The organism is Actinoallomurus iriomotensis (genome assembly GCF_030269445.1).
Taxonomy (GTDB): Bacteria; Actinomycetota; Actinomycetes; order Streptosporangiales; family Streptosporangiaceae; genus Actinoallomurus; species Actinoallomurus iriomotensis.
Genome location: NZ_BSTJ01000001.1, coordinates 719905 through 732907, shown reverse-complemented (window position 1 = coordinate 732907; position 13003 = coordinate 719905). Strand labels below are relative to the sequence as shown.

11 protein-coding genes are annotated in these 13003 nt (G+C 72.9%); 10 read left to right on the top strand and 1 reads right to left on the bottom strand.

What is annotated here, in order from left to right:
• The first annotated feature begins 93 nt into the window (after nucleotides 1-93).
• Together miaA and dapF are read left to right on the top strand one after the other, a co-directional pair.
• Nucleotides 94-990 (top strand): tRNA (adenosine(37)-N6)-dimethylallyltransferase MiaA, encoded by an 897-nt coding sequence (miaA, locus tag QSK37_RS03475; RefSeq protein WP_285618868.1) that lies wholly within the window; start codon nucleotides 94-96, stop codon nucleotides 988-990.
• On the top strand, nucleotides 978-1772 hold the full coding sequence (gene dapF, locus QSK37_RS03470) for a diaminopimelate epimerase (protein ID WP_285617474.1): 795 nt from the start codon (nucleotides 978-980) through the stop codon (nucleotides 1770-1772). Before miaA ends, dapF begins: the two co-directional genes overlap by 13 nt.
• A gap of 2 nt (nucleotides 1773-1774) precedes the next feature.
• On the opposite strand, the gene QSK37_RS03465 is transcribed toward dapF, so the two are convergent.
• Nucleotides 1775-2368, bottom strand: a complete 594-nt coding sequence (locus tag QSK37_RS03465; RefSeq protein WP_285617472.1) for a TetR/AcrR family transcriptional regulator — start codon at nucleotides 2366-2368, stop codon at nucleotides 1775-1777.
• 100 nt (nucleotides 2369-2468) lie between these two features.
• Between QSK37_RS03465 and QSK37_RS03460 the strand changes: the two genes are divergently transcribed.
• From QSK37_RS03460 to QSK37_RS03425, 8 genes are all read left to right on the top strand, one after another.
• Nucleotides 2469-3950 carry an MFS transporter gene (locus QSK37_RS03460; RefSeq protein ID WP_285617470.1) on the top strand — a complete coding sequence of 494 codons (1482 nt, stop codon included), beginning with the start codon at nucleotides 2469-2471 and terminating at the stop codon, nucleotides 3948-3950.
• A gap of 61 nt (nucleotides 3951-4011) precedes the next feature.
• A complete protein-coding gene (locus QSK37_RS03455) occupies nucleotides 4012-4605 on the top strand; it encodes a TetR/AcrR family transcriptional regulator (RefSeq protein WP_285580727.1) in 594 nt (197 codons plus the stop codon).
• Nucleotides 4606-4618: 13 nt separating this feature from the next.
• Nucleotides 4619-5785, top strand: coding sequence for an acyl-CoA dehydrogenase family protein (locus QSK37_RS03450; protein ID WP_285617468.1), 1167 nt, complete (start codon nucleotides 4619-4621; stop codon nucleotides 5783-5785).
• A 3-nt stretch (nucleotides 5786-5788) separates the two neighbouring features.
• A complete protein-coding gene (locus QSK37_RS03445) occupies nucleotides 5789-6823 on the top strand; it encodes an acyl-CoA dehydrogenase family protein (protein WP_285617466.1) in 1035 nt (344 codons plus the stop codon).
• A gap of 93 nt (nucleotides 6824-6916) precedes the next feature.
• On the top strand, nucleotides 6917-7873 hold the full coding sequence (locus tag QSK37_RS03440) for an ABC transporter permease (RefSeq protein WP_285617464.1): 957 nt from the start codon (nucleotides 6917-6919) through the stop codon (nucleotides 7871-7873).
• 334 nt (nucleotides 7874-8207) lie between these two features.
• Nucleotides 8208-8996 (top strand): ABC transporter permease, encoded by a 789-nt coding sequence (locus QSK37_RS03435; RefSeq protein ID WP_285617463.1) that lies wholly within the window; start codon nucleotides 8208-8210, stop codon nucleotides 8994-8996.
• Complete coding sequence (locus QSK37_RS03430) at nucleotides 8993-10849, top strand: ABC transporter ATP-binding protein (RefSeq protein WP_285617461.1); 1857 nt, start codon at nucleotides 8993-8995, stop codon at nucleotides 10847-10849. The genes QSK37_RS03435 and QSK37_RS03430 overlap by 4 nt, the downstream gene beginning before the upstream one ends.
• Nucleotides 10846-12765, top strand: a complete 1920-nt coding sequence (locus tag QSK37_RS03425; RefSeq protein WP_285617459.1) for an ABC transporter family substrate-binding protein — start codon at nucleotides 10846-10848, stop codon at nucleotides 12763-12765. Before QSK37_RS03430 ends, QSK37_RS03425 begins: the two co-directional genes overlap by 4 nt.
• Nucleotides 12766-13003 lie beyond the last annotated feature (238 nt).

Sequence of the window (13003 nt, the reverse complement as noted above, 5' to 3'; positions counted from 1 at the left end):
GCCGATGCCGTCGTGTCGGATGCCATACCCGAGGGGGGCCAGAATTAGCATGTGACGCGAACGATCAGGCACGACGACCTCGCGGGGACGAACATCGTCGCCGTCGTCGGGCCCACTGCCGCGGGCAAGTCCGATCTGGCGGTGGAGCTCGCCCTGCGGCTCGGGGGTGAGATCGTCAACGCCGACTCGATGCAGCTCTACCGCGGCATGGACATCGGCACGGCGAAGCTCACCGAACAGGAGCGGCGGGGCGTCCCGCACCATCTGCTCGACGTCTGGGACGTCACCGAGACCGCGAGCGTCGCGGACTACCAGCGCATGGCGCGGCGGGCGATCGTGGAGATCCACGGCCGCGGCCGCGTGCCGCTGCTGGTCGGCGGGTCGGGGCTCTACATCCGCGCGGTCATCGACGACCTGGACTTTCCCGGCACCGATCCGGAGTTGCGGGCACGGCTGGAGGCGTCGCTCGCGGAGGTGGGGCCGGCGGCGATGCACGCGCGGCTCGCCGAGCGTGATCCGGCGGCGGCCGCGTCGATCCTGCCCAGTAACGGGCGGCGCGTCGTGCGGGCGCTGGAGGTGATCGAGATGACCGGGCGGCCGTTCAGCGCCTCGATGCCGTCCTACGACGAGGCCAAGGAGTACGCCACCCAGCTCGGGCTGGTCGTGCCACGCCCCGAGCTGGACGAACGCATCGCGGTGCGAGTGGAGCGGATGTGGTCGGCGGGGTTCGTGGAGGAGGTCCGGCGCCTCGAGCCGTACGGGCTGCGGGACGGGCTAACCGCGAGTCGCGCGCTCGGCTACGCGCAGGTGCTGCGGTTCCTGGCGGGGGAGTGGAGCGAGGAGCGGGCGCGGGAGGAGACCGTGCGCGCGACGAGGCGGTTCGCGCGCCGGCAGGAGTCCTGGTTCCGCCGTGATCCGCGCGTGCGCTGGATCGGGTACGACACGCCGGTCGAGTCCGCGCTGGATACGATCGGTGCATGCGATTCGTGAAGGGGCACGGCACCGAGAACGACTTCGTGATCCTGCCCGACCCCGACGGCGCGCTCGACCTGACGCCGGAACTGGTCGCCGCGATCTGCGACCGGCGGTCGGGGATCGGCGCCGACGGGGTGCTGCGGGTCGTCCGCTCCAAGGCGCTCGGCCGCGACGGTGATCCCGAGTGGTTCATGGACTACCGCAACGCCGACGGCGGCATCGCGGAGATGTGCGGCAACGGCGTGCGCGTGTTCGCCCGTTACCTGGTCGACGCGGGCCTGGCCGCCCCGGGCGACCTGCCGATCGCCACGCGCGGCGGCGTACGCGCGGCGAGCCTGGGCGCGTCCGGCGATGTCTCGGTCGACATGGGCGCGCCGAAGATCCTCGGAAACAGCCGGGCGACCGTGTCCGGGCGCGTGTACGAGGGCCTGGGCGTCTCGATGGGCAACCCCCACCTGGCCTGCGCGATCACCGAGCCGGTGTCCGGCCTCGACCTGTCTCGCGCGCCCGGGGTGGACGCCGGCTTCTTCCCCGAGGGCGTCAACGTGGAGCTGTTCCGCCCGGCGGGTGAGGGCCGGGTGGAGATGCGCGTGCACGAGCGAGGCTCGGGGGAGACCCGGTCGTGCGGCACGGGAGCGGTCGCGACGGCGGTCGCCGCCGCGCACGCGGAGGGCCGTACCGAGGGCACCTGGGAGGTCGCGGTCCTCGGCGGCGTGCTCACGGTGACGCTGGACGGGGAGACGAGTTTCCTGCGCGGTCCGGCCGTCCTGGTCGCCGAGGGCGACCTGCGCCTCTAGGCTCAGCGCGCGCCCGTCAGGGCCCGAATGCCCGCGGTCACGGCCGCCGCGTCGACATCGCCCACCAGCAGGCGTTGCATGACGAATCCCGGCATCAGGCACATCAGCGTCGCGCCCATGGCCTCGGGATCGGCGTCTTCGGGCAGCCGCCCGGCGTCGCGCATGCGGACGGCCAGCGACGTCCACGAGGACCGTACGCCGGCGAACAGCACGGAGACGATCTCGCGGTACGTCGGATCGTGCAGGGCCTCGGCCCAGACCTGCGGCGCCACCCGGAGGGCGCCGTCGTCGTCGAGCATCGACTGCACCAAAGTCAGGAACCGCTCGATGATCTCCTCGAACGGCGGCAGCGGATCCTCCTTGACGATCGTCTCGAGGAGCTGGACCGCGCTGCCCTGCCGCTCGGTGGCGATCGCATGGATGATCTCGTTCTTGCTCTTGAAGTAGCGGTAGACGGCCCCGGCCGACAACCCCGACTCGGCGAAGACGTCCTGCATGGACGTCAGGTGGAAGCCCTTGCGGATGAAGCAGTGCCGGGCGGCGTCGAGGATCTGCTGCCGCCGGCGTTCGAGGTGCTCGTCACTGACTCGAGGCATGGGGCCAAATTTAAAACGAACGTCCGTTCTTGACAAGCCGCCACCGTGATGCGACGGTCGCCATAAAAGAGAACGAACATCCGGTTTTTTGGAGGCTGTCATGGAACGGCGCTCTGCGGACGTCGCCGAGACGCGCCCGACGAAGGGACCCGAGGACCTCGGGCGCCGCCGCTGGGTCGCGCTGGTGTTCATCTGCCTGGCCCAGCTGATGATCGTGCTGGACGCCACGATCGTGAACATCGCGCTGCCCTCGGCCCAGCACGACCTCGGCGTGTCCGACGGCGATCGGCAGTGGATCATCACCGCCTACACGCTGGCGTTCGGCGGGCTGCTCCTGCTGGGCGGCCGGATCGCCGACTACGCCGGGCGCCGCCGCGTCTTCCTCGTCGGCCTGTTCGGCTTCGCCGGTGCCTCGGCCCTCGGCGGCGCGGCGCCCGGCTTCGGAGTGCTGCTGGCGGCGCGGGCCTGTCAGGGCGCGTTCGGTGCGCTGCTCGCGCCCACGGCGCTCTCGCTGCTCGCGGTGACCTTCACCCGGCCCGGCGAGCGGGCCAGGGCGTTCGGCGTCTTCGGGGCGATCGCGGCGGGCGGAGGCGCGATCGGCCTGATCCTCGGCGGACTGCTGACCGAGTACCTGGACTGGCGCTGGTGCCTGTACGTGAACGTCCCGATCGCCGTGCTGTCCGCGTTCGGCTGGTACGTCCTGCCGGCCGACCGCGGCTCCGGCCGGGCGCGCCTCGACGTTCCCGGCGCGGTCCTCGCCGTGGGCGGGCTCGTCTCCGTCGTGTACGGGTGCAGCCGGGCGGAGTCCGACGGCTGGGGCTCCGCGTCCGTCGTCGGCCTGCTGGCCGGGGGCGTCGCGCTGCTCGCGGTGTTCGCGGTGGTGGAGAGCCGGGTGGCGCGCCCGCTGCTGCCGATGCGGGTCGTCTGGGACCGTACGCGGGGCGGGGCGTACCTGGGCGTGGCCGTGGCGATGATCGCGATGTTCGGCACGCTCCTGCTGCTCACGTACCACCTGCAGGTGGTCAGGGGGTACTCGCCGGTCCGCACCGGCGTGGCCTTCCTGCCGCTGACCGCGGCCGTGCTGGTCTCGGCCGGCGGCGTCGCCTCCCGCCTGCTGCCCCGAGTGCCGCCCCGCGTCCTCATGGCGCCGGGACTGCTCCTCGCCGCGGCGGGTCTCGCCTGGCTGGTTCGCCTCGACGTCACCACCTCGTACGCCTCCGGGGTACTGCCCGCGCAGCTTCTGGTGGGCCTGGGCATGGGCCTGGTCATGGCCCCGGCGATGAACTACGCCACCCATGAGGTGGCCGCCCGCGACTCCGGCGTCGCCTCGGCCGCCGCGAACACCACCCAGCAGGTCGGCGGTTCGATCGGCGTCGCGCTGCTCAACACGATCGCGACCAGCGCGACCTCCGGCTACCTGCGCGCGCACGGGCACGACCCCCGCCTTCTCAGGGCCGGGCTGGCGCACGGCTTCACCCGCGGCTTCCTGACGGCGGCCGTGATCCTCGCGGTCGCCGCGGTGATCCTCGCCGTTCTGATGAACACTCCACGCCCCGGCGAGCCCTCCGTACCGGAGGTCTGATCCTCAACGGTGACGGGCTTCCTCGGGCGATTACCGAATCGGTTTCGGTTATGATGTCCGCGTGACCCAGGTCAAGCGGCAGGCACGAGCGGAGCGGACCCGGGCCGCGCTCCTCCGCGGCGCCCGCGAGGTGTTCGAGGAGCGCGGCTTCCTCGACGCCAGGATCAGCGAGATCTGCGACCGGGCCGGCGTCGCCTACGGCAGCTTCTACACCCACTTCGCCGACAAGGACGCGATCTTCGCCGAGCTGATCGACGAGATGCTGCGCGGCCTGCTCACGGTCATGCGCGCCGAGCCGCTGGACGGCGACGGACCCGAGGCGCGCATCGCCCGCGCCAACCGCGCCTACCTGCGCGCGTACCGCAGGAACGCCCGGCTCATGGCGGTGTTCGAGCAGGTCGCGACCTTCTCCCCGGCCATGCGCGAGACGTACCTGCGGGCCTGGGGCGTGTTCTACGACCGCCAGGAGCGCGCGATCCGGGGCTGGCAGGAGGCCGGTCTGGTGCCGGCCGACGTCGACCCCCGTACGGCCGCGGTGGCGCTCGCCACCATGATCGGGCGCACCGCGTACACCTGGTTCGTGCTCGGGCGGCCGCACGACGACGGCGATGTGGAGCAGCTCACCCGGCTGTACTGCCGGGCGATCGGTATCTGAGGGAGGCCCCAGAGTGGACTTTCACGACACGTCGGAGGAGGCCGCGTTCCGCGCGGAGCTCCGCGCCTGGCTCTCCGAACACTGGGCCGGCCGGCCGCTCGAAGGGGGCCGGGGCGACTTCGACGCGCTGCGGCGCTGGGGCGGCGAGCTCTACAAGGCCGGGTACGTCGGGCTGACCTGGCCCTCGGAGTACGGCGGGCGCGGGCTGTCGCCGACGTACCAGGCGATCTACCTGGAGGAGATGTCGCGGGCCAACGCCCCCGGCCATCCGGGAGTGATCGGCCTCAACATGGCCGGGCCGACGATCATCGCCTGGGGCACTCCGGAACAGAAGAAGCGGTACCTGCGACCGCTGCTGGACGGGTCGGAGATCTGGTGCCAGGGCTTCTCCGAACCCGGGTCCGGCTCCGACCTGGCCTCCGGCCGTACGAGCGCGGTCCTCGACGGCGACCACTGGGTGGTCAACGGGCAGAAGGTCTGGTCCTCCTACGCGCACAAGGCCGACTTCTGCATCCTCGTCGTCCGTACCGACCCGTCGGCGGCCAAGCACGCCGGTCTGTCGTACCTCATCGTGGACATGCACGCTCCGGGCGTGACCGTACGGCCGCTGGTGCAGATCACCGGCGACCCCGAGTTCAACGAGATCTTCTTCGACGACGTACGGGTGCCGCGCTCGTCGATCCTGGGTTCGCCCGGTGACGGGTGGAAGGTCGCGATGACCACGCTGCTGCACGAGCGCGGCACGCTCGGCTTCGCGCTCTCCGCCGAACTGGAGCGGATGGTGAACCAGCTGATCAAGCTGGTCAAGGAGCCCGGTCCGGACGGCCGCCGTCCCGCCGACGACCCGGTGATCCGTGACGCCGTCGCGCGCGAGTGGATCGAGATGCAGTCGCTGCGCTTCACCAACTACCGGTCGCTGACCACGCTGTTGGAGACGGGCATCCCCGGGCCGGAGGGCTCGGGCGTCAAGCTGGCCTGGAGCGAGGCGAACCAGCGGCTGACCTCGCTCGCCCAGTCGCTGTTCGGGCTGACCGGCCTGGTCTCCGACGAGGCGCCCTGGAACGGCTTCTGGCAGTACTGGCAGCTCCGCTCGCGCGGCAACACGATCGAGGCAGGCACGTCGGAGATCCTCCGCAACATCATCGCCGAGCGCGTCCTCGGCCTGCCGAAGGGACGTTGACCGATGGACTTCGCGTTCTCCGAAGAACAGGAGCAGCTCCGCGGCTTCGCCCGCGAGTTCCTGGCCTCCCGGTACGACGACGCGCGCCTGGCCGAGATCGCCGACTCCTCGACCGGCGTCGACGAGGACGTCTGGCCGAAGCTCGCCTCGATGGGCTGGCTGGACCAGGACCTGACCTTCCTCGACCAGGCCGTGCTGTTCGAGGAGACCGGTCACCGGCCGCTGCCCGCGCCGTACTTCTCGACCGTCGCTCTCGCCGCGCCCGCGTTGGACGCCGACACGGGCAAGCGGATCGCGTCGGGCACGTTGAGGGCGACGCTCGCGTGGGCCGAGCCGGGGCGTCCACAGGCGCTGCTGGACCCGGTCGAGACGTCGGTCGCCGACGGGCGCCTGACCGGCGTCAAGACGCTGGTGCCCGACGGTGCGGTGGCCGACCTGTTCGTCGTCGTCGCGGCCGACGGGCTGTACGCGGTAGAGGCGGCCGACGCAGAGGTGACGCCGCATCCGACCATCGACGGCACGCGGCGGGTGGCGGACGTGCGCTTCTCCTCCGCGCCGGCGCGGGCTCTGGCCTCCGGCGAGGAGGCGCGCGTCCTGCTGGGCCGTATCCGCGACCGCGCCTACGCGGCGCTGGCACTGGAGGGCGTCGGTGTGGCGCAGCGGGCGCTGGACCTGCTCGTCGCCTACGCCAAGGAGCGCGAGCAGTTCGGCAAGCCGATCGGCGTGTACCAGGCGGTGTCGCACAAGGCCTCGAACGTCTACGTGCGGTTGCAGGAGGCGCGGTCGCTCGCCTACTGGGCGGCGTGGTGCGTCTCGGAGGACGACGAGATGGCCCGGCAGGCGTGCCTGGCCGCCAAGGCGCTGGCCGGATCCGCCGCGGTGTTCGCCTGCGAGAACGCCATCCAGGGGCACGGCGGCATCGGCTTCACCTGGGAACACGTGCTGCACCGGTACTACAAGCGCGCGCAGTGGCTGGCGGCGTTCGACGGTTCGGAGCGGGCCCAGCGGGCGGAGGTCGCGGCGTTCCTGCTCGACTGAGTCGTCCACAGGGTTTGTCGCCGGCTGTTGTCATAGCGTGACTTTGCGATAACTTTCCGCAGTCGATGTCCGTCGCTGCGGGAGGTTCTGGTCGTGCTGCGCCGTTGCCTGGGCCGGATGGTGATCGCCGTCGCCGGGGCGAGCCTCGCCTACTTCGCCGCCACGCTCGCCCTCGACCCGCGCGCCTCGCTGGAGAGCCGGAGCCCGAGACCGCCCCGCGCGGCGGTCTCGGCCCGGCTGGCGTCGCTGGGGCTCGACGATCGCGTGCCGCCGGCCCGGCGCTATGCGGCCTGGGCGTCGAGGGTGGCGCGCGGCGACTTCGGCGCGACGCTCGACGGCATGCCGGTGCGCGGCGAGCTGCTCCGGCGGGCGGGGGCCAGCCTGCGTCTCGTCGTGGCGGGCGGCGGGGTGGGCTGGGCCGGAGGAGTGCTGCTGGGCGCCGTGGGGGCGTCCCGCCCGCGGGGCGTGCTCGACCGCCTGATCACCGCGGGCGCGCTGGTGACGATGGCGGTCCCGGCGTTCGCCCTGGCGGTGCTGCTCCAGACGGCCGCCCAGGGCGTGAACGCCTGGGCCGGCGTGCCGGTCTTCGCGTGGACCGGCGAGTACACCCCCGGCGCCGCGGGGGCGGCCGCCGACCGGCTGCGTCATCTGCTCCTGCCCGCCACCGTGCTCACGCTCGGCCAGGCCGCGATGTGCGCCCGCTACCAGCGCGGACTGATGCTCGACGCGCTGAGTTCGGACTGGGGCCGCGCGGCGCTGGCCCGGGGCCTGCGCCGGCGCACGGTGTTACGCCGCCACGCCCTGCGCGTGACGCTGGCACCGATGACGACCTTCGCGGCGTACGGCTTCGCCGCCCTGCTGACCGGCACGGCCGTCACGGAGAAGATCTTCGCCTGGCACGGGCTGGGCGAGTGGCTGATCGACTCGATCGCGGCCGACGACGTGAACGCGGTCGCCGCCTGCGGCTGCGCGACGGCGATGACGGTCGCCCTCGTCGGCCTCCTCGCCGACCTGGCCCACCCGGCCCTGGACCCCCGGGCCCGGCCATGACACTCCCGGCCGGATCCTCCGGTGAGAAGCGTGCGCACGGCCGGCGCGGCGATGGAGCCGGGTCCGTCGTGGGCCCGCCGGCACTCGCCCCACAGTGCCGCGAGCGACGAAGCGGTGGCCACGAGGAAGAGGGCGCCTGGTGACCGGGCACGGCGGGGAAATCGAAGGTGTGGCGGTCGCTCCCTCCACCGCCGGCGGGCCGAGGAGTCTCGGCGGGCCTGCCGACGCGGCCGAGGTTCCGGGAGGGCGGACCGTCTCGGGCCGGAGCGGGAGGCACCGGCGGTTCCCGGCCCATCGGAGGGCGCCGGGCCGGCGACGGGTCGGCGCTGTTCGGGTGCGGCTGGGCCTCGGTCTGCTCGGTGTGCTGCTGGTCCTCGCGTTCGCCGGGCCGTACCTCACGTCGTGGAGGTGGGACGCCGTGGACCTCACCGCGTTCCGCCGTCCGCCGTCCGCCCGTCACTGGCTGGGGACGACGCAGACCGGCCGGGACATGTACGTTCTGACGCTGCGGGGGCTGCGCGCGTCGCTGGTCACCGGCCTGTTCGTGGCCGTCTCCGCGACCGGGCTGGCGACGGTGACGGGTGCCGTCGCCGGATACTTCGGCGGCTGGGCCGACCGCGGGCTGACGGGCGTCGCCGAACTGCTCCTCGTCCTGCCGCCGCTCCTCGTCGTCGCGACGCTGGCTCCGGCGCTCCACGGCGCGGGCCTGCCGGTCCTCGCGCCGCTGCTGGCCGCCTTCATGTGGATGGTCACCGCGCGCGTCGTCCGGGGAATGACCCTCTCCCTGCGCGACCGGGAGTACGTTCTCGCCGCCCGCCTCCTCGGCGTGCGGCCGGTGGCGATCATCCTCCGGCACATCGTCCCCCACCTGGCCCCGCTGCTGATCGTGGACGTGACCCTCAACGTCAGCACGGCCGTCATCGCCGAGACCAGCCTGTCCTACCTCGGCTTCGGGGCCCGGCCGCCCGACGTCTCGTTGGGCACGGTCATCGCGGACGGCGCACCGTCGGCCGGGGCCTTCCCCTGGCTGTTCCTGCCTCCGGTGATCGTGCTCGTTCTTCTCGTCTTCGCCGTCACGCTCGTCGGTGATGGGCTGCGTGACGTTCTTCGGAGGCCGGCATGACCGCGGTCTTGGAGGTGTCGGGGTTGGGCGTCACGTTCGCGGGCGGGGTTCGCGCGGTGCGGGGCGTGGCGTTCGGGGTGGCGCCGGGAGAGGTGTTCGCCGTCGTCGGCGAGTCCGGCGCCGGCAAGTCCGCGACCGCCCTGGCCCTCGCCGGTCTGCTGCCCGCGTCCGCGCGAATCCAGGGCTCGGTGCGGCTCCGCGGGCGCGAGCTCCTCGGCCTACCCGAACGCGACCTCGCCGCCGTCCGCAGCAAGGAGATCGCGCTGGTCTTCCAGGACCCCGCCTTCACTCCCGTCCACCGGATCGGCGCGCAGATCGCCGAGGCGGTCCGTGCCCACCGCCGCGTGTCCAGGCGCGCGGCGGCCGCGCGGGCGGTCGGGCTGCTGCGCCTCGCCGGCATCCAGGACGCCGCCGCGGTCGCCCGCGCGTACCCGCATCAGCTCTCCGGCGGCCAGAGCCGCCGGGCGATGATCGCCGTGGCGATGGCCGCCGACCCGTACGTGATCGTCGCCGACGAGCCGACCGCCGGTCTCGACCCGCCGGTGCGGGCCCGGGTCCTCGACACCCTCCGGACCGTTCAGCGCCGTACGGGCGCGGCCCTCATCCTCATCACCCACGACCTCGGGCTCGCCGTCGAGCGAGCCGACCGGATCATGGTGATGCGCGCGGGCCGTACGGCCCGGATCGGCCCGGCCGCGACGGCCTTGACCGGCCCTTCCATGCCCCGTGCGGCCCCCGCGCTGCTCCGCTCCGTTCCCCGCCTCGGCCATACGGGCGGCAGGGCGAACGCACCGACCGTCCTCGCGGTTCACGGTTTGGTCAAGGAGTATCCGGCCCGAGGCGTGGCGCGGCGGCGGATGCGTGCCGTCGACGGCGTCGGCTTCGACGTCCGGGCGGGCGAGGCGCTGGGCCTGGTGGGCGAGTCCGGGTGCGGCAAGACGACCACGCTCAAGGAGATCGCCGCCCTCCGTACCGGCGTGGTGTTCGGCCGTGACGCCGCGAGCCTGTCCGCCGCGCAACGCCGGGAACTCCGCCGCGACCTGCAACTGGTCTTCCAGGGCCACGCCCTCGATCCGCGCATGACGGCGGGCGCCATCCTCGCCGAACCACTCCGCGCGCACGGCCGCCGCCGGTCGGAGATCGCCGCCCGCGTCCCCGACCTCCTGCACCTCGTCGGGCTCGACCCCGCGCATGCCGCGCGCCGGCCGGACGAACTGTCCGGCGGGCAGCGTCAGCGCGTCGGCATCGCCCGTGCGCTCGCCCTCGACCCGCGGCTCCTGCTGCTCGACGAACCGTTCTCGGCTCTCGACGTCTCCACCCAGGCCGGCGTCGTCGCACTGCTGCGCGGCCTGAAGACCCGCCTGGGCCTGGCCTACGTGATCGCCGCGCACGACCTGGCCGTCCTCCGCCTGCTGGCCGACCGCGTCGCCGTCATGCGCCGCGGACGCATCGTGGAGCTCGGCGACGCCGGCGCGGTGTACGGCACACCCGCCCACCCGTACACCCGGACACTCCTCGACGCCGTCCCGCCTTCGCCTCCACCCCGTGAGCGGCCCGGCCGGACGGTAGGGGATTCGTGGCCCGGCCGGGCGGTAGAGGGTCCGTGGCCCAGCCGGGCGGTAGGGGATTCGTGGCCCGGCCGGGCGGTAGAGGGTCCGTGGCCCGGCCGGGCGGTGGGGGATCCGCCACCCGACCCACGCGGCGGCTGCCCGTTCCGCACCCGCTGCCCGGTGTTCCCGGCACTGGCCGCACCGAGCCGCCGCCGATGCGCCGAGCAGGATCCCGCCCTCCGCCATCTCGCCCCCGACCACGCCGTGGCCTGCCACTTCCCCAGCCAAGGAGAACCGCGATGAGACCCCCACCGCTCGCGCTGTCCTTACTGCGCACGTCGTCGCGACGGCCTGGAGCCTCGTCGGATTGGCGGCTGTTTCTGGTGGTCCTCGGCCGGCTCGTGGGTGGCTTCGGGTCGTCGGGGCTGAGGTCCGTGTCGGTCGGGCTGTTCTTGCTGTTCACGTCCGTGTGCATGTCGTGGCGACGGCTTGGAGTCGCGTCGGAACGCCGGCCGTTTCTGGTGGTCCTCGGCCGGCTCGCCCATGGCTCCGGGTCGCCGAGGCGGAGATCCGCGTCGGTCGTGCTGCTCTTGCTGCTCACCACCGCATGTGCGCCGGTGCACGGGCCCGCGAGGCCGCTGTCCCCGATCGGCGCGTACGACATCGCCCCGACGCCGCGTGAACGCGTACGGGACGGGGGCACGCTGCGGCTGGCGACTACGGAGTTTCCCACCCAGTGGAACTACTGGCACCTGGGCGGCGCCGACCTCGACACGGCGCGGATCCTCGGCGCGCTGATGCCCTGGCTGTTCCGCTCCGACCAGCGGGGGAGGGTCGCCGCCGACCCGTCCTACCTGGTGCGCGCGGAGGTCACCCGCAGGAAGCCGAGACAGGTCGTCACCTACGATCTCAACCCGAAGGCCCGCTGGTCCGACGGCACACCACTCGGCTACCGCGATTTCCGTGCGCTGTGGCGCGCCTGCCGCGGCCGCGACGGCGCGTACCAGATCACCACTTCCACCGGGTACGACCGGATTCGGCAGGTCGCCCGCGGGGTGAACGACCGGCAGGTCGTGGTGACGTTCGACCGGCCGTTCGGGGAGTGGCGGAGCCTGTTCAGCCCGCTGTACCCGGCCGAGACGATCGGCGACCCGTCGGCCTGGGACCGTGCGTGGTCAGACCGTCTTCCGGTCACCGCCGGTCCGTTCCGGCCCGAGGGCATCGACCACACCGCCCAGGCCATCACGATCGTCCGTGACACCCGCTGGTGGGGGCCCCGGGCCCGGCTCGACCGCGTCGTCTTCCGGTACCTCGCGCGCGACGCCATGCCGGGGGCGTTCGCGAGCGGTGAGATCGACGCGTTCGACGCGGGCGCGGACGCTGCGGCGTACCGGCGCGCGCGGCAGGTCCCCGGCACGGGCGTCCGCCGGGCGGCCGGCCCGGACTTCAGCCAGCTCACCTTCAACGGCGCGGCCCCCGCCCTGGCCGACGCGAACGTACGCCGGGCCGTGGCGATGGCCATCGACCGCCGCGCGCTCGCCCGATCGGCGCTGGCCGGCCTGGACTGGCCGGTACGCCTCCTGAACGATCACGCCTTCGTCAACACCCAGGAGGGCTACCAGGACAACACGGGCGACCTCGGCACCTACGATCCGGCGGCTGCCGGACGTCTGCTGGACCAGGCAGGCCGGCGAACGCGCGGCCCGACCCGGCTGACAAACGGCCGCCCGCTGACGCTGCGCTATGTCTACCCGGCGAGCGCGGCGACCGGCCGCCAGAGCGGTGAACTGATCCAGGTCATGCTGGGCCGCGTGGGTGTACGGGTGGAACTGCGGCCGGTGCCCGACAGCGACTTCTTCGACCGCTATCTCATTCCGGGCGCGTACGACCTCGCACCGTTCTCCTGGATCGGCGGCCCGTTCCCCATCTCCAACCTGGGGCCGATCTACGGCAGACCACACGGAAACGACGTCCGGCAGAACGTCGCCCGAATCGGCTCTGCGCCGATCGACACCCTTCTCGACCGGGCCACGGAGGAACTGAACCCGGCGAAAGCCCGCCGATACGCGAACGAAGCCGACCGGCTGATCTGGAATGAGGTGCACTCGGTGACCTTGTACCAACGCCCGCAGATCGTCCCGACGCGCCAGTCCCTGGTGAACTGGGGCGCCTTCGGCCTTTCCACGCCGGCATGGCCGGATGTCGGCTTCCGCCGATGACCGACCCATCGGTCAGAAACGCTGAAACCCCGCCCCGACCTCCGCAGGTCCCCGCCGAAACCGGCATCGACCCCGCCGGACCCGCATTGGCCTTTGGGTTGCCGTCGGACTCGGCGTCGACCCGCCGGACCTCCGCACCGGCCTTCGCGGGTTGCCGCCGAAACCGGCGTCCAGGCGAGCGTGCGTTTCGCCGGCCGTACGTGTCGTTGGCGGATGACGGTGGGCCGCCGGCGGCTCG